Raw genomic sequence first — 18,039 nt, 5'->3', positions numbered from 1 at the left:
TAGTGGCGGCCGGCGGCACGCCGGGTGCGTTGCACCTCGACGTCGCACCGATTGTGGGTGCGGGGTGCGCGGGCGGGCAAACGATATTTCCGAACAGGGTGATGCGGGATGATCATCAACTACTGTCGCGGCGCGACGCGTCCGAGCACCCGTCCACGAGCTTTGGAAACGTCCGATATCGGAGCACGAACGGACGCGGCTGCCCGACTGACTTCTTGCGTTTTGGGAATGAAGTCGTGAGTTAATATCAATAGCGGCCCGACTTGTGGCCATCGACAATGTGTTTCATGGATCGTGCCTCGCGAGGCCGGGGCGCGCCGTCCGGGCGGGCTTTCGGCGGCGGCGCAGCGCGATGCGCCGGATGGCGCATCGGGCCCGCCGCGCGGCGCATCCGCTTGCACGAGGCGCTCGAACGCGCTCCAATCGAATCACGCGGGCGGCGCTGCCGCCGCACCGATCAATCTGTCCCTGAAGAGGAAGTGATGCAATTCAACGACATTCTTGCCGCGCTCGACATCGATCTCGCCCAGTGGAAAGGCAATGCGCTGACCGCGCGTTCGCCGCTCGACGGCGCGACGCTCGCGACGCTGGCCGTCGACACGCCCGCCGACGCCGAGCGCAAGATCGACGCCGCGCACGACGCGTTCCTCAAGTGGCGCACGGTGCCGGCGCCGGTGCGCGGCGAACTCGTGCGCGTGTTCGGCAACGTGCTGCGCGAGCGCAAGGCCGAGCTGGGCCGCCTCGTCACGCTCGAGGCCGGCAAGATCACGTCGGAAGGGCTCGGCGAAGTGCAGGAAATGATCGACATCTGCGATTTCGCGGTCGGCCTGTCGCGCCAGCTTTACGGCCTCACGATCGCATCGGAGCGCCCGGGCCACCGGATGATGGAAACGTGGCACCCGATCGGCGTGTGCGGCGTGATTTCGGCGTTCAACTTCCCGGTCGCGGTGTGGGCGTGGAATGCGGCGCTCGCGTTCGTGTGCGGCGATTCGGTCGTGTGGAAGCCGTCCGAGAAGACGCCGCTCACCGCGATCGCTTGCCACGTGCTGCTCCAGAAGGCGCTTCGCGAGTTCGAGAAGACGCATCCGGGCGTCGCGCCGGCGGAGCTGAGCCAACTGGTGCTCGGCATGCGCGATGTCGGCGAGGCGCTGGCGGCGTCGAAGAAGGTGCCGGTCGTCAGCGCGACGGGCAGCGTGCGGATGGGCCAGGAAGTCGCGAAGGTGCTGAGCCAGCGCCTGGCACGCGGCATCCTCGAACTCGGCGGCAACAACGGGATGATCGTCGCGCCGAGCGCCGACCTCGATCTCGTCGTGCGCGCGGTCACGTTCGCGGCGGTCGGCACGGCCGGCCAGCGCTGCACGACGCTGCGCCGTTTGATCGTGCATCGCAGCCTCGTCGAGCAACTGCTGCCGCGCATCGAGAAGGCCTATGCGTCGGTGAAGGTCGGCAATCCGCTCGAGGAAGGCACGCTGGTCGGCCCGCTGGTCGATCGTGCGTCGTTCGACGCGATGCAGAAGGCGCTGGCCGATGCGCGCGAGCAGGGCGGCGAAGTGAAGGGCGGCGAGCGCGTCGACGTCGGTCATGCGGATGCGTACTACGTGCGTCCGGCCATCGTGCGGATGCCGAAGCAGTCGGCGGTGGTCGAGCGCGAGACGTTCGCGCCGATTCTGTACGTGATGGTCTACGACAACTTCGACGACGCGATCGAGCTGCACAACGCGGTGCCGCAAGGCTTGTCGTCGGCGATCTTCACGAACGACATGCGCGAGGCCGAGCAGTTCATGTCGGCGGCCGGCAGCGATTGCGGGATCGTCAACGTGAACATCGGCACGAGCGGCGCGGAAATCGGCGGCGCGTTCGGTGGCGAGAAGGAAACGGGCGGTGGGCGCGAGTCGGGTTCGGATGCATGGAAGGCGTATATGCGCAGGGCGACGAATACGATTAACTACAGCCGGCAACTGCCGCTGGCGCAGGGGGTGAAGTTTGATGTTTGATGCACCGTGTCGTGAACACGTATCGTGTGCTGACTGTACATAGCGACTGACAATACGTCGGTCTTCAGGTTTAGCGGAAAAGCCGGCCAGAGTGCCGGCTTTTTTATTTTGGCGGTATTGATTGGCTCGTGGGTCTATAGAGTAGATCGACTGGTGGTGGGTATATATAGATCAGCTAATTCAGGACCGTAAGACGTGGGTCAGACAAGTACGGAATTGTTTTCCTTGTTTCGTATGTGTATGAAAATTAAGCGTTTGCTTGTTTTCTTTCAATTCTTTCTATATTTTTGAGGGGTCGATGTGGCTTTGAGGGACGTAAATTAAGGCCGATTGTAGGGTGAGGCCTCTTTGCGAGTATAAGAATTCTGGCGAAGCAATCTATGAATGAATTGAAAGGCCTTCTGAGGTATTACCGCTACTGTCCGCGAATGTTGGCTTTGCATTTCGTCTCCGCTCTGATGGCATGGTTTGCTCCCGATGACATATTGGTGCAATACCAGACGCTCGGAAGGTTTGTGTCCTATATGGCGAATATATTTCCAGTTATAGGGGAAGCGATTGAGAGGTCGGTGTTTCCTGAGGTGACCGGATTGTATTTTTCGATCATGTATGTGTTTCTGCCGCTGAGAATCATTGATTCAACTAGGGCATTTTATGCGGATAGGGATAGGACATTTGAAATAATTAGAGGATTTTTCTGGAAAAGAATTTTTGCTTCAATTGGAGTCGTTATTTTCTTTGGGTTTGGGATCGTGGCGGTATTGTTTGGTCGGCCGTACTATGAAATTAACATCATTCCTATTTCAAATTCTAGATTTTTTCTTGGGCTTGTCGGGCCATTATTTGCGGGCGGTGTTGAGGCATTCGGTGTTGCAGTAGGTTTTGTATGGGTTTTTATTTTTGTCTCATGGGTGTCGTCGAAAATGAGGGGGTAAAAATGGCACGGAATGAACCCGATAAGCCGGGCCGCGGGCGCATCGCCGGGCCTGGGCGTGCTTGAGCGACGGTGCTCTTGCTGACGAACGTGCCCTCGTTGGCAAGACCAGATCGAATCTATCGACCACCTCGCTGGTTGACCAGTGCCGGTAGATTGCTAGCGCGATGACCAGCCACACCAGTTGTTCGGCCGGTAAGCACCGCCGACGAATGCCGGCCGCGCCCGCCGCTTCGATGGCCTGTTCGATCCAGTTATGTGGCAGATGCTTTGCTGAGTCGACTGAGGTCGGCAGGTGCGGTATCCAGTAGAAAGGTCAGGTGGTCGTTCAGCATCGCTGACCAAGTTAACAGTTTGCCGCTCCGTTTACAACTCCAACGATAAATTTACTACTCCAACGATAAAACAAAAATACCTTTCAGGTTTTGACTGAACGGCATTGCTACCACAGCGCCGGCTTTTTTGATTTTTTGCGGTATTGATTGGCTCATGGGTCTATAGAGTAGATCGACTGGTATTGTGAATGTGTAAAGGGCAGCTAATTCGGGGTTGTAAGGCGTGGATCAGACAAGTACGGAATTGTTTTCCTTGTTTCGTATGTGTATGAAAAATTAATCGTTTGCTTGTTTTCTTTCAATTCTTTCTATACCTTTGTGGTGTTGTGCTCGGTGACGGGTAAGGTACGGCAGAAAACGGATTTTCATGTGGTTTTTGGGATGACATTGATATTTCGAATTATGAAATTACGCGAATCTGAGCAGAAAGAAGTATTGGCGTCGAGCGATTGATGAATGAGTAAGAACTGGTTGGGGTGGCTTTAATATGGGTCGCCAATGTTGAATGGATTGGAAAGTAAAATTAATGGGACGTGACTCAATATTGAAAAAGGAAACTGATTCGAATGAATCTCGAAGTATTGTTGGTGAAATAATTGGAATTTATAAATTCAGTCCGGTTATTCTGGTATTGCATGTCGCCGGTGTAATCGTAGCTTGGCTTGCGCCGGAGGATGTGCTGGTGCAATGGCCCTTTCTGGATGTGATTGTAGCCGGCGTCGGCAAAGTATTTCCTTTGATATTCGGTGCTGTTGAAAAGTCAAAATTCCCCGACGTCACTGCACTCTATTTTGCACTGATGCTTGCCGCGTTCCCTTTTAGGCTTCTGGTCGGATTTCGCTTGCTTTATGCTGGTCAGGCTAAGGGGAGGGAAACGTATGAAAGATTGTCGATGGCAGGGAAGGCAAAGGTAATTTTTGGGGCTCCGTTTTTCCTTTTATGTGGGATTTTTGTTTTGGTTGAGGGGTATTACTACGAATTTAATTTCATTCCAATTAGTGAGTCTCGATTGTGGCTTGGCTTGGTGGGGCCATTGTTCGCCGGCGGTGCTCATATTATGAGTATTTCTCTAGGTCTTAGTTGGATTTGGTTTTTTATGACCAGAATTTTTTCATCGAAAGAGGAGTGATTCATGGCTTGGCATGAACTTGATGAGTGGGATGGGCTGGGTTCGCCATGGGAAAGGAATTAAATTCGCTGCAATATGGTTCCGCTCAGATGGGGTAAGTGTCGAACAATGCGGTGTGTCTTTCTACGGGTCCTGCTGCGTGGGTCCAATATGCGAGTACGATGTGGCAGAGCTTGGATGAGTTGAGTAACGTAACAATCAGCACGTTGGATAGCATTGTTTGTAGCCGACTTGATGTTCAACTTTTGAATTACGTTGAGGTCGCACGGCGGATCTTGGAAAGATGGCTTGTTTTCCAAGATCGCATAGGAAGCGGAGCCTTCGTCTCCAAATTGACGTCGGGATTCTGGTGAAAATTGGGCGGAATTGTTAGCGCGGCCGTGGCCACCGCTTTACGACCGCCATCCGTTTCCTTCTTTATGTTGAGATTAGCCTGCGTGGGGGATGCTATTGGGAGACTTAACCGACGGTGCTCGGCAGGAATATATCGCATACTCGGACAAGTACGGAATTATTCTGTCGTTTCGTATGCGTACGGAAGTTAAGCGTTCGCTTGTCTTCTTTCAATTATTTCTATATCTTCGTGACATGGCATCGTGCGGTTCAATAGTGTGATGTAGGGATAAGTGTTGATGTTGTGTATATATTGATTAGATCTACGTATGAAATATGAAGCGGATCAAGATGGCTTGCCATTGCTGCCAGAGGATGGTCGACGTCATGGCTTAGCATTGGGGGGCGTGAGGAAGATTTTTGTTTTGCTCGTGATTTCGTTTTTTGTCTCTGCGTGTGCGATTAATTCAGTGGAGGATTACCCGGTTCGGTCTCCAAAGATTTTTTTGACGGATATCAAGACTGTTGCAGATTCTGGCGATCTTGAGAATGTCGAGTTTGTTGCGAATCGACTAAGGATTGACTACAGAGTGGACCCACGGCAGCCAGTTAGCGATAGCAAGGGAGTGATTGAGGGGTATGGGGTTGATGTGAAACGCATGGCATCCTCTAAAGAATACAGGAAGACGAGAGGGTTTGACTATGGAATATTCTGGCCTATGGGGAGAGGTTTCTATAGGGCCGGGTTGTCGCTCCCCATTGATAGCAAGGAAATATGTATAACACCGAGCGATCTGTTCGAGATATTTGATAATGTTGAAAAATATCCGGTTTCTCACGGGACGTGGTGGGCATATATATATGAAAAGAAGGATGTGAATACCAGGGCGGTTTTTTCGATTGATCGTGGTGGTTGTATTAGTGGTGTTTATATTTCGATGAATCGTGGGAGAAAGTGAGGCGGATTATGCGGATAACTGGTCGTGAAGAATTGTTTCGAGATATTGAGTTGGGGCGAGAGGCTATTGATCTGATTAATAAGAGTAATCTGCTTGTAGAGCAAATAATCAAATACAACGAAGGTGTTGTGAATAAGGATCTGGAGGCAATTAGGGTTGACACTGACGAGCGGGGAATATTCTGGGATCGTCGGCGGCCAGGAATTGTATTTGGGAGTTACGGTGGAATGACGTTCGACGGACTCGATCCGCGTGTTTTGGTCGGCATCTTGAGTCACGAGATTGGCCACTATGTCAACGATGCACGCGATCAAGCTCGGGAGCGGCTCCATGCAGCTGAGATGCGAGACGACTACCATGTGGCGGCTATGGTGGGAGTGACAAGAGAGGCTGCGGCTGCCTATAACAATTGGTTGGTATCTCGGGAGATCGCAAAAAACGGCGGTGTGTTGATCCCCGTACTGGGCGATCGCCCGGACCACGACACTGCGCCCGGATTCGATCTGAACAGTGCGCTGACCAAGGTCTACGACGCGAACGTCGGAAAGATGTCTGCTGACACGCTGGAGCTGGTCATGATCGAGGTGGCGGGAAACTATCTGGCTCGGGCGCGTCCCGGAGCGGATCTGGATACAACGTACTATGAGCAAAATGGAGTAGCTTACGGTGCGACCGGCAAACGTTTGTCCCAAGCGCCAGTCGCGGGAGTGAGCTATTCATTGGATCTGGCGACGGGTTTTATCAAGGCCACCACGCTGGTATTTTCTACCGGTGCAACGCAGATCAACCAGTACGTTAGCGGGGCGCTCAGTACCGCAACGTTGTACGGCTCGAACGGACAGGTGACGGAATATGTAAGATATGCGACGAATGGTGCCAGGCTTCAAGAGACTCGATTTGCCAATGATGGCCGCGTGGTTACTACCAGAACCGATGCCAACTGCGACGGCGTCTTCGACAACATCAAAACAGAAACCCACCTCGGTAACGGCGCCAGCGTAATCCGCGAAGACACCAACGGCGACGGCGTTACCGACCGCAATTTCGTCGTAAACGGCGGTCAGCGCTACGACTTGTCCAACGTCCGCGATGCCGCCTTTGCCGACAGCCTGCTGTCGCGATATCGCGCCACCGGCCTACTGAGCGGCACAAGTTATCTGGATCTGAGCCAGATTATTTCGCGAACCCTGACCTTTGGCGGAAAAAACGACTACGGGTTCACGATGCCCGCAGGCTGGCAAAACCCGATCGGCGCATTCTACGAAGCGAAAAGCGCCGCACTGGACGCGGCAGTATCGATTGCAAACAAGACCCCCGTACTGCTCGACGCGCAGCGGCGTCGCCTGAGCGCGGCAGCGCTTGGATCGCTTGACGCCAATCGCGACGGCAAGCTTTCAGGCGCGGAATTGAGCGGGCTGCAAGTCTGGGTCGACACCAATGAAGATGGCATCGGCGACGCGGGCGAATTTCAAACACTCCGGCAGGCAGGGATTTCCGAGATCCGCGCTATCGATTACGACCTTCTGACCCGCGGCAACGCTTGGTATGCGGCAGGCTCTGCCGCCGCGCCGTGGAAGGGGAGCGACGTTGCGGGCCAGCCCGGAAGAATCTATCTGGCGCCGAGCGTACCGTTTTCGAACTATCGGTGGTTGCGCGACAACGACAATATTTACTGGGTCAACGGCGGCAGAGACTTTATCTTTTTCGGCCCGAATCAAATCAAGGTCAACAACAGCAATCGAACCTATCTCGTCGGAACCGACGGCAACGACGTATTCGATGCGAACTACTACGCCGCATACGGTCACTGGATCAACAGCGGCCTGCTCGTGAACTTCCTCGCCGGCGGCGGCGACGACATCATGGGCGGCAGCAGCCGCAACGACAATTTGTGGGGCGGCACCGGCAACGACACGCTGTTCGGCTATGACGGCGACGACAGACTGTACGGCGAGGAAGGTGACGACGAACTCAACGGCGGCGCCGGCAACGACGTCCTCGACGGCGGGATCGGCAACGACAGGCTATTTGGCCAGGTCGGCAACGACATCATGAACGGCGGCGACGGTGACGACATCATGATGGGCTTTACCGCATCGAACGAAAGCAAGCAAACGCTGGCCTGGGGCGAAACGGATGACGACGTCATGTACGGTGGCGCCGGCAACGACCGGATGTGGGGAGGCCTCGGCCACGACTACATGGACGGTGGCGACGGAGCGGACTTCGTGAGTGGCGGGGACGGAAACGATACGGTCTTCGGCGGCGCCGGGAACGACGAACTGCATGGTGACGCAGGCAACGACCAGCTACTTGGAGACGCCGGTAACGACCGCATCTTCGGCGAAGCCGGCGACGACGTGCTCTGGGGCGGCGATGGCGATGACGTGCTGGTCGGCTTCACCGCCAGCAACGATGCGAAGCAAACGTTGTCGTGGGGTGAATCCGACAACGACACGCTGTATGGCGGCAACGGCAATGATGCGCTGTACGGCGGTTTGGGCAACGATTACCTCGACGGCGGCAACGACCACGATTTCCTCGACGGCGGAGATGGCGACGACCGGCTCTTCGGTGGGGCGGGTAACGACGAGTTGAACGGCGGCAACGGCAACGACGCGCTTTCCGGTGAATCCGGCAACGACAAGATTTTTGGTGGTGCAGGCAACGACACGATCTGGGGTGGCGACGGCGACGATATTCTCGTCGGCTTTACGGCCAGCAATGACGCGAAGCAGTCGCTGGCCGCATGGGAAACCGACGACGATACGATCTACGGCGGAGCCGGAAACGATCTGATCCTCGGCGGTCTCGGCAACGATCTGCTCCACGGCGACGCAGGCAACGACGAAATTCAGGGGGGCGACGGCCACGACCGGCTTTACGGCGGCGACGGCGACGACCGACTGTTCGGCCAGGTCGGAAACGACATCCTGTACGGCGGCGCCGGCGACGATTTGCTGGTGGGTTTCACCGGCGACAACGAGGCGAAGAGGACGCTAGGCCCCGGTGAAACCGACGATGACTATCTCTACGGTGGAGAAGGCAATGACACGCTGCTCGGCGGTCTCGGCGACGACTATCTCGACGGTGGGGCCGGCGCGGATCACATGGAAGGCGGCGCGGGCAACGATACCTATATCGTGAACAGCGTCAATGACGTGATTCTCGAATACGCAAACGAGGGTTACGACACGGTCATCAGCAGCGCAAACTACATTCTCAATGCCAATATCGAAGAATTGAGACTCGTCGAAGGCTTCAACATCAACGGCACGGGCAATGCGCTCGATAACCGGATCGTCGGCAACAGCGCAGACAACATCCTCGATGGTGTCACCGGTGCCGATACGATGATCGGCGGAAAGGGCAACGATACCTACTACGTCGACAATGTCGGCGACCGTGTCGTCGAATTCGCCGGCGAGGGTATCGATACCGTGCAGAGCAAGATCAGCTATACGTTGGGCGAACACGTCGAGAACCTGAACCTGCTGGATTTCGGCAAGCCGGAAAAAGGGCTTGTCGACGGCGTGGCTGTTCACGTGTACGGGTACCCGAAGGCCAACGAGCTGGATTACATGCAAGGCGATGCGGTTCCGACGTTCCAGGGAACGTGTGCGCTGACCTCGATCGCGAATCTGTTGACGCAGACCGGGACGCCGACGACTGAGGGAGACGTCGTCCGACGCGCAATCGACAATCAATGGGCCGTCACCAGCCCGGCGGCAACGGATTACCAGCGAGGCGGGTCGAATTACGTTCAGCAACAGGCGCTGCTCAAGAGTTACGGTATTGCAAACAATCTGCTTGCCGGCTACGACGAGCATGCGGTTGCGAATCTCGTGCGCAGTGGTCGTGGCGTGATACTCGCGCTGAACTCGGGGCGGCTCTGGGAGGACAGCGCTTATCTCGATGGCGGTGGCGTGAATCACGTCGTCACCGTGACGGGCGCGGTCTATGGAGACTCTGACGGCCAGCTCAAAGGCTTCTATATCGCCGACTCGGGCCGCCGGCGCGTCAGCGACATGACGCGCTACATCAGCCTTCAGGAGTTCCGGGCAGCCGCCAACGTACCGAATGCCTACGCGATCTACACGGCCGAAGCGCTGAAACTGTGGAACGAGGACATCGACGGCACGGGTAACGCACTCGACAACACGATCATCGGCAATCGCGGTAACAACGTGCTGGATGGTGGTGCCGGCAACGACATCCTGGTCGGCGGCTTGGGCAACGATACCTATCGATTTGGCCGCGGGTCCGGCCGCGACACGATCCGGGACGACGACGAAACGCTCGGCAACAGCGATGTGATCAGCATCGGGGCTGGCGTATCCGCGGATCAATTGTGGTTCCGTCACGTCGGCGACGATCTCGAGATCAGTATCCTCGGCTCCAGCGATACGGCTACGGTTCGGGACTGGTACTCGGGATCACGCTATCAGATCGAGCAGATCCGCTTGGACGATGGTCGGACGCTCGTCAACGCCGATGTCGAGAAGCTGGTACAGGCCATGGCGGCATGGTCGCCGCCGGCTGCAGGAGCGGTAACGCTGCCCCCTGAGCATCAGGCCGCGCTTGCGCCCACGCTGGCGACAAGCTGGCGCTAATTCCCGTTCCCGAACGTCCATCCGTCCGGTTGCACATTAGTGCGACCGGACGGCCTGCTGCCGGCCGTATCGCATTTCCTTCCTCGCCACGTATTCCCTCCATGGACAGTTCCAATTTCCGGCCTCAGGCGTCGTTTCCGACGCAGGATGTCGACTCCGGTCTCGCCGTCGTTCTGACGATGGCGAGCCTGCACGGCATCGCGGCCGACGAAGCCGCGTTGCGACATGAATTTGGTTTCGATCGTTTCGATACTCAAACAATCCTGCGAGCCGCGCGTTCGCTCGGCATGACGGCCCGGGTCGTTCAACAGAACCCCGAACGACTGGATCGGGCGCCTATGCCCGCGGTCGCACGGATGAAGGGTGAAGGCGGCTATTTCGTGGTCGCGCAGTATCAGGCCGGGGATGGAACGCGCGCGCCCCGAACGCTTGTCCAGTTTCCGGGGGAGGCGCCTACCGTGCTGACGCGCGAGCGTCTTCTAGAAATCTGGACGGGAGAGCTCATCTATTTCACGAGCAGGAGCAGCATTGCGGGCACTCTGGCGCGCTTCGATTTCAGCTGGTTCATTCCGGCAATCGTCACGTATCGGAAGCTGCTGGGCGAGGTCCTCGTGATTTCTCTGGTGTTGCAGTTGATTGCGCTCGCCACGCCGCTCTTTTTCCAGGTGGTGATGGACAAGGTGCTCGTCAATCACGCGATGAAGACGTTGAACGTGATCGCCGTTGGGCTGATTTGCGCGACGCTGTTCGAGGCGGCGCTCTCGGGGATACGAACGTGGGTCTTCGCGCATACGAGCAGCAAGATCGACGTCGAACTCGGCGCGCGGCTCTTCCGCCATCTTTTGGCGTTACCGCTGGCGTGGTTTCAGGCGCGCCGTGTAGGCGATTCCGTCGCCCGTATTCGCGAGCTGGAGAACATTCGCGCGTTCCTGACCGGCAACGCCGTGACGCTGGTGATGGACCTCGCGTTTTCGTTCGTTTTTCTCGGGGTGATGCTCTGGTACAGCGCGTGGCTTACGTTGATCGTCGTTGTTTCGATTCCGCTCTACGGGTTGTTGTCGGTCGTGTTTACGCCGATCATTCGGCGGCGTCTGAACGAAAAATTCAATAAGGGCGCCGAGAATCAGTCATTCCTCGTTGAAACCATCAGCGGAATCGATACGGTCAAGGCGATGGCACTCGAGCCGCGCTGGACGGACCGATGGGATCGTCAACTGGCCGCTTATGTGAGTGCGGGGCTGGCGGCGACCAACGTTGCCACGATTGCAAGCGGCGGCGTGGCGTTGATCAGCAAGCTGGTGACCGCGGCGATCATGTGGCTGGGCGCCATGCTGGTGATCGACGGCAAGTTGACGGTCGGCGAGCTCGTCGCGTTCAACATGCTGGCCGGGCAGGTATCCAGTCCGATACTGCGTCTCGCGCAGTTGTGGAACGACTTTCAGCAGGTGGGGATTTCGATGGGGCGCCTCGGGGATATCCTGAACACGGCGCCCGAAACCGCAGCGAAAAAGACGCGTGTACCCCGTCTCGACGGGGCGATCGAGTTCGACCAGGTATCGTTTCGCTACCGGCCGGATGCAAGCGATGTCATCCGGCAGATCTCCGTCAGGATCGCGGCGGGGGAGGTCATTGGAATCGTTGGCCGCTCCGGGTCGGGCAAAAGCACGCTGACCAAGCTCGCGCAGCGGCTATACGTGCCGGATCGCGGGCGAGTGCTCGTCGACGGGCAGGATATCGCCGTGATCGATACGGCGAGCCTTCGCCAGCAGATTGGCGTCGTTTTGCAGGAAAACACGCTGTTCAATCGTTCGGTACGGGACAACATCGCGCTGGCTCGACCCACTGCGTCGATCGACGCGGTGATCGATGCTGCGAGGCTGGCCGGCGCACACGAGTTCGTCTGCGAACTTCCGGAGGGGTACGACACACTCGTCGGCGAGCATGGCACCGGACTCTCGGGTGGCCAGCGGCAGCGCATCGCCATTGCCCGCGCATTGATGACCGATCCACGCATCCTGATATTCGACGAGGCGACCAGCGCGCTTGACTACGAATCCGAAGCCGTCATACAGGCCAACATGCGCGACATCTGCGCGCGACGCACGGTATTGATCATTGCGCACCGGCTCTCGGCGGTGCGCGATGCCGACCGGATTCTCGTGATGGATCGCGGGCAGATCGTGGAAAGCGGTACGCACGACACACTGCTGCGCATGCGGGATGGCATCTACGCACACTTGTATTCGCTGCAACAGGGCGGCCGCGACGTAGCGGAGGCACGGACATGAGCGTGCGGCAGCAGGCAGAGGCCTGGCGTGAACTGGTGGGGCGTTACCGCGACGTCTGGCGTCACTGCTGGAAGCGACGCCATCGGATGACGCTGCCGACATTCGACGCGAACGAGGCCGAATTTCTCCCGGCGGCGCTGTCGGTCCAGGCGGCGCCTGTCTCGCCGGCAGGCCGGTGGGTCGCGCGCATTCTCATCCTGCTCGTGATGACGGCGATCGTCTGGTCGTATTTCGGGAAAATCGACATTGTCGTCGACGGCGGCGGCAAGATCATTCCATCCTCCCGGACCAAGACACTGGCGGCGGTCGAAGTGGCGAGCGTCAGAGCGCTGCACGTGCGCGACGGGCAGATCGTGAAGACGGGCGATGCGCTGATCGATCTCGACACACGCGTGATCGACGCCGAACGTCAACGGGCGGACGGCGACCGGCTGAATGCGGTACTGCAGGTCGAGCGTGCACGGGCGTTGATCGACGCGATCGACACGGGGCGACAACCTCGACTGGCGGATGTGGAGGGCGTGTCGCCCGAGCGGCGGCGCGAGGTCGAGCGACACCTGCTGGATCAATGGCGCGATTTCGTCGCGCGGCGGGACCGTCTCGACAGCGAAATACACAGGTACGGTCAGGCCGCTCCGCTTGCGGCGCGTCGTGCGGACGATTACGCCAGGTTGATGAAGACCGGTGACGTTGCGGAGCACGCGTGGATCGAGGCCGAGCAGCAGCGCATCGATATGGCCGGACAACTGGCGGATGCTCGTCACCAACGCGCGGCGCTCGTGGCAGAGACGCGAAGGAATACCCAGGATGCGCTGAACGATGCGCAGCGTATCGTGGACGCGTCGTCGGGCGACATGCGGCGAGCGGAGGCACACGGGGAACTGCTGCGCCTGACCGCGCCGATCGACGGAACCGTCCAGCAGCTCGCCGTCCACACCATCGGGACGGCGGTGCCGGCCGCGCAGCCGCTGATGCAGATCGTGCCGCGAGAGGGGGCGGTAGAAATGGAAGCATTCGTCGACAACCGGGATATCGGCTTCGTCAAGGAAGGGCAGGCCGCCAGCGTGAAGATCGACGCATTCGAGTACACGAAATACGGCACGGTGTCGGCGACCGTGAGTCATGTCTCGCGCGATGCGATAGACGACGACAAGAAGGGGCTCGTCTACTCGGTCAGGATCATGCTCGATCGTTCGGCGCTGATGATCGACGGTCGCGAGATCGCACTGTCGCCGGGTATGTCGGGCAGTGCGGAAATCAGAACCGGCACGCGGCGGGTAATCGAGTATGTGCTGTCGCCGTTGCTGCAGCATGCACGGGAGAGTTTGCGTGAGCGCTAGGAGCTTGAAAGATCGCGCGCGTCCGTGGATCTTCGGCCTGATGTTGGTTTCGATTGCGTGCAATGCCGAAACACGCTGGATTCCGGATGGCCTCGCCGATCCGCTGCTGACCCGTCCGCCGGTGCTGGATGCGGGGAAGCGATTACCGGGCGATGACGCGCCAGTTGTGTGCGCTTCGTCGACTGACCCGGCGAAGCCGCTGACGATTGGTGATGCGGTCGATCTTGCGCTATGCCACAACCCCCGTATCCGAGCGGCGTGGGCATCGATCAAGATCCAGGCCGCTGCGGTGGGTGAAGCCAGATCGGCATGGCTCCCCACTATCAGCGGATCGATCAGCCAACTGACGACATATAGCCGGTATCCCGATGCACCGTCGATGAATACGCGCGGTGTCGGTCGAGCGTCGAACGCGACGTTGAACTGGCGGCTACTCGACTTTGGCGGGCGGGCTGCAAACGGCGCGGCGGCGCAACAGCTGCTGACGGCCGCGCTGGCGAGCCACGACGCAGCGATGCAAAAGGCGGTCGCGGATGTCGTCGGGAGTTATTTCGATGTTCAGAATGCTCAAGCCGCGTTTGCCGCGCGTACCGAATCCGCGACCTTGGCGGAATCGACGCTGCGTGCGTCGCGTAAGCGACTGGCCATGGGCGTTGCATCCCGAGCAGACGTATTGCAGGCGGAGACGGCGTTGGCCAAGGCATTGCTCGCTGCCCGGCGAGCGGGCGGAGAGGTCGCGCGGGCCCGCGCCGAACTGGTCTTTGCGACCGGTCTGCCCGCCGGCACGCGGGTCGAGGTCGAAGAGGCAGTCGTACCAGTTGCGCTGGACGCGGAGCGCCAGCTAAGCGACTGGCTTCGCGCGGCCGAAGGTTCTCATCCCGAGATTCGTGCAGCGCGAGCCAAATGGGAGGCTGCACAAGCGAAGGTGACGACTGCACGGTCAGAGGGTATGCCGACGCTGGATCTGAGCGGCACGTTGTCCCGGAACGGCTACCCGAATCAGGGGCTGCAGTCGGTGCGGGCGACGCAAACCAGCATCGGCCTGACTCTGACGATTCCGTTCTTTGACGGTTTTTCCCGCACGTATCGGATTCGCGGCGCGCAGGCTCAGACCGAACTGGCACAGGCACAGCTTCACGATACGCAGCAGCAGATTCTGCGTGACGTGCTGAAGGCTCACGCCGATGCGGAGACGACGGCGGATAACCTGGGAGCGTCGGCACGCTTGCTGGCTGCCGCGGAAGCGGCGCTGACATCGGCGCGCAATCGTTACGCGTTCGGCGCAGGCGATATTCTGGAACTGCTGTCGGCGCAGGCGGCGCTTGCCGATGCCCGCCAGGAACGGGTGCGAACGCTCGCCGAATGGGAGGCGGCACGGCTTCGACTGCTTGCCAGCGCCGGCATCATCGGACGATGGGCATTCCGGTAGGACTGGAGACGGCCATCGCGGTAGCTGCAGTACGCGACCGGCCGTCTTTGTTCACTTCTCTTCCGCCGGCATGTTCTGCACGACCAGCATCTGCGGGCTCGACAGCGTAATCCCCGCCGCGCGCAACTGCTTGAGGATCTCGAACAGCAGATCGCTCTTCGTCGAACTCGCGATCCGCGGGCTCGACACGTAACCCGTCACGCTCAGCGTGATCCCGTCCGGCGCGAGCTGGCTGAACGTCACCGACGGCGCCGGTTTGTCGAGAATCGCCGGGTGCGCGCGATACGCATCGAGCAGCAGGTCGCGCACCTGTTCCGGATCGGTGTTCAGCGGGAACGTCAGCACCAGCGTCGCGACACCCTGCGTGCTGTTGCCCATCGTTACGTTGCGCACGTTCTGCGAGATCAACTGCGAATTCGGCACGATCACGGTCGAGCGGTCGCTCAACTGGATCTCGGTCGCGCGCACGTTGATGCGGCGGATGTCGCCTTCGACGCCCGCGATGCTGACCATGTCGCCCACCTTCACCGGGCGCTCGGTCAACAGGATCAGCCCCGACACGAAGTTCTTCACGATTTCCTGCAGGCCGAAGCCGATACCGACCGACAACGCGCTGACGATCCACGCGAGATTGCTCCACCTGACGCCGAGCAGACCGAGCGTCATCAGCACGAGCAGCACGTAGCCGACGTTGGTGAACAGCGTGATCAGCGACACGCGCATGCCGGTATCCATGCCGAGCGCGGGCATGAACTCGCCGTCGAGCCAGCGGCGCAGCGAGCGCAGCAGGTAGAAGCCGATCGCGAACCCGATCACGGCGTTCATGATCCGGTCGGGCATGATGTTCAGGCTCTGCAGCCGCTGGCTGCCGATCATCGCGACCGCGCTGTCGAGCAGGTCGCCGGGCGTCGTGCCGAAGCCGCCCGTCAGCAGCGCGATCGCCGCGATCAGCATCAGCAGGCTCGTGCCGAAGCCGGACAGGACCGTGCGCGCCTGATCGAGGTGACGGTCTTCGAGCGCGAACAGGTGCTTGATCTGCTGGCCCGTCGACAGGCTCGACGAGAACAGGCTCTCGCTCGCGTCGCGCGTCAACTGGATCAGGATGTAGGTCGCGCACAGCACGATCTCGAACCACACGAGCTCGTACGTGATGAAGCGCGCGACCGTGATGTAACCGATCAGGAGTGCGATCAATGATACGACGATCGCGAGCGTGACGCCGGCATGGATCAGGCCCGCGAGCGTCGAGCGTTGCTCCGGCGCCTCGCCTGCCGCCGCGAGTGCGGCACGCGCGCGGTTCGCGCGCAACAGCGACGCGCCGACCGTCAGCGCGACGACGAGCGATACGATGCCGCGGCCGAACAGCGTGACCGACAGGCTGGTGTCGACGATCCGGTTGATCGATTCGAGCGTACCGGATACCAGCAGCAGCGCGGCGAGGATGCTGGGGAACGGCTTCATCGCGAGCGCGACGGGATCGGCGAGCGCGGGCAGGCGCCACGACGGGTGCTTGGTGCAGAGCAGCGCACGGCCGAGGCCCGCGATCAGCGCGCAGGTCGCGGCGAGCTTCACGAACTGGTCCCACAGATCGGTCAGCGACGGCGTGAGCTCGTAGCGGCGCGCGACGGCGAGGTAGAAGATCTGCACCGCAATCGCCGTTGCCAGGAAGGTCGACAGGGCGGTCGACAGCGCCAGCGCACTGCGCCGCAGGCGCGTGGGCGGCAGGCGGTTCAGCGCGACCCAGGCGAGCCCGCGCTCGATGAGCCGGCGGCCGCCGAGCCATGCCGCGAATGCGGCGATCAGCAGCATCGCGGTGATCGTCCGCTGCCCGGGCACCCACGACGAGCGCAGCATGTCGAACAGTTCGCCGTTGAAATCGTCGAGTCGCTGACGGTCGTCCGGCGCCAGGTGGAACAGCGGCAGCCAGAACTGCGCGCTGAAGATGCTGCCCGAACGGAACGCGAGCTGGTTCTTCAGCAGGCTGCGGTGCAGCTTCGCGAATTGCTCGGTCAGGTTCGCGAGGCTCGCCTTCTGGTCGGCGGCCTGCTTCAGCGCGGCGTCGATCTGCGTCTTGCGCGCGTCGAGCGTGGCCCGCTGCTTCGCGACGGCGGGCGTTTCCGGCGCGGCGCCTTCGGCCGGCGGCGGCCCGAGCACGTCGAGTTGCGCCTGGACCTGCGCGCGTTGCGGCGTGAGATCGCTCTGCAGTTTCGCGACATCGGCGCTCAGTTCCTGCGCCGAATCGTCGAGCGCGTCCAGCTCCTTGCTGTTGGACGTAGTCGAAGTCTGCTGCTTGATGCGGTCCAGCTCGGCCTGCATCTGCTTGAGCTGCGCGACCGCGTCGGGCAGCGAGATGGCCGGCTCGGTTGCGCCGACGCCGCTCGCGACAGGCGCGGACGCGGCCGCCGGAAACGCCGACGCGGTCGCGATCGCCGCGAACTGCAGCAGCGCGATCAGCGCGATCCGGCGGGCGTACAGGGATAGTCGTTGTATGGACATGGAATGCTTACGATTTGCCGACAATGCCGGTTGCCGAAAGGCAGCCGGAAGCCGGTAGTTGGCCCGCTAGCATGTTACCGGGGCGCGGAACGCGTGGTTGTACCGATTGCGTCTTGCCGTTCGCCGCGATTTTGGCGGCGCGTGCCTGCGCGAAACGGCGCGGCAGGCCCGTATTGCCGGGCTTGCGCC

At 59.8% G+C, this 18,039-nt stretch carries 9 protein-coding genes and 1 pseudogene; 8 read left to right on the top strand and 2 right to left on the bottom strand.

Translation table 11 applies throughout. The features are described from left to right. The first annotated feature begins 482 nt into the window (after positions 1-482). A complete protein-coding gene (locus CFB52_RS26585) occupies positions 483-1,994 on the top strand; it encodes an aldehyde dehydrogenase family protein (protein WP_059575543.1) in 1,512 nt (503 codons plus the stop codon). 380 nt (positions 1,995-2,374) lie between these two features. Next, positions 2,375-2,929 (top strand): hypothetical protein, encoded by a 555-nt coding sequence (locus CFB52_RS34805; protein WP_179231793.1) that lies wholly within the window; start codon positions 2,375-2,377, stop codon positions 2,927-2,929. A gap of 55 nt (positions 2,930-2,984) precedes the next feature. On the opposite strand, the pseudogene CFB52_RS26580 reads toward CFB52_RS34805, so the two are convergent. Then, positions 2,985-3,263, bottom strand: a pseudogene (locus CFB52_RS26580) (transposase domain-containing protein); the annotation flags it as partial. Positions 3,264-3,768: 505 nt separating this feature from the next. Between CFB52_RS26580 and CFB52_RS26575 the strand changes: the two are divergent. The 6 genes from CFB52_RS26575 to CFB52_RS26555 all read left to right on the top strand — a co-directional run bounded on the left by CFB52_RS26575 (position 3,769) and on the right by CFB52_RS26555 (position 15,354). Continuing rightward, a complete protein-coding gene (locus CFB52_RS26575; RefSeq protein ID WP_226094230.1) occupies positions 3,769-4,392 on the top strand; it encodes a hypothetical protein in 624 nt (207 codons plus the stop codon). Between the two features lie 662 nt (positions 4,393-5,054). Continuing rightward, positions 5,055-5,684: a hypothetical protein gene (locus CFB52_RS34410; protein ID WP_143328761.1), complete on the top strand. Its 630-nt coding sequence runs from the start codon at positions 5,055-5,057 to the stop codon at positions 5,682-5,684. Between the two features lie 8 nt (positions 5,685-5,692). Beyond that, complete coding sequence (locus tag CFB52_RS26570; RefSeq protein ID WP_059575541.1) at positions 5,693-10,297, top strand: calcium-binding protein; 4,605 nt, start codon at positions 5,693-5,695, stop codon at positions 10,295-10,297. A 101-nt stretch (positions 10,298-10,398) separates the two neighbouring features. Beyond that, positions 10,399-12,585 (top strand): type I secretion system permease/ATPase, encoded by a 2,187-nt coding sequence (locus CFB52_RS26565; RefSeq protein WP_059575539.1) that lies wholly within the window; start codon positions 10,399-10,401, stop codon positions 12,583-12,585. Beyond that, a complete protein-coding gene (locus tag CFB52_RS26560) occupies positions 12,582-13,925 on the top strand; it encodes an HlyD family type I secretion periplasmic adaptor subunit (RefSeq protein WP_059575537.1) in 1,344 nt (447 codons plus the stop codon). The genes CFB52_RS26565 and CFB52_RS26560 overlap by 4 nt, the downstream gene beginning before the upstream one ends. Next, entirely contained in the window at positions 13,897-15,354 is a 1,458-nt protein-coding gene (locus CFB52_RS26555; protein ID WP_059575535.1) for a TolC family protein, read from the top strand. Before CFB52_RS26560 ends, CFB52_RS26555 begins: the two co-directional genes overlap by 29 nt. Positions 15,355-15,405: 51 nt before the next feature. On the opposite strand, the gene CFB52_RS26550 is transcribed toward CFB52_RS26555, so the two are convergent. After that, positions 15,406-17,850, bottom strand: coding sequence for a DUF3772 domain-containing protein (locus CFB52_RS26550; protein ID WP_059575532.1), 2,445 nt, complete (start codon positions 17,848-17,850; stop codon positions 15,406-15,408). Positions 17,851-18,039 lie beyond the last annotated feature (189 nt).

Source organism: Burkholderia sp. AU18528, from assembly GCF_002223215.2.
Lineage (GTDB): Bacteria > Pseudomonadota > Gammaproteobacteria > Burkholderiales > Burkholderiaceae > Burkholderia > Burkholderia semiarida.
This window is presented reverse-complemented; position numbering and strand designations above follow the sequence as displayed.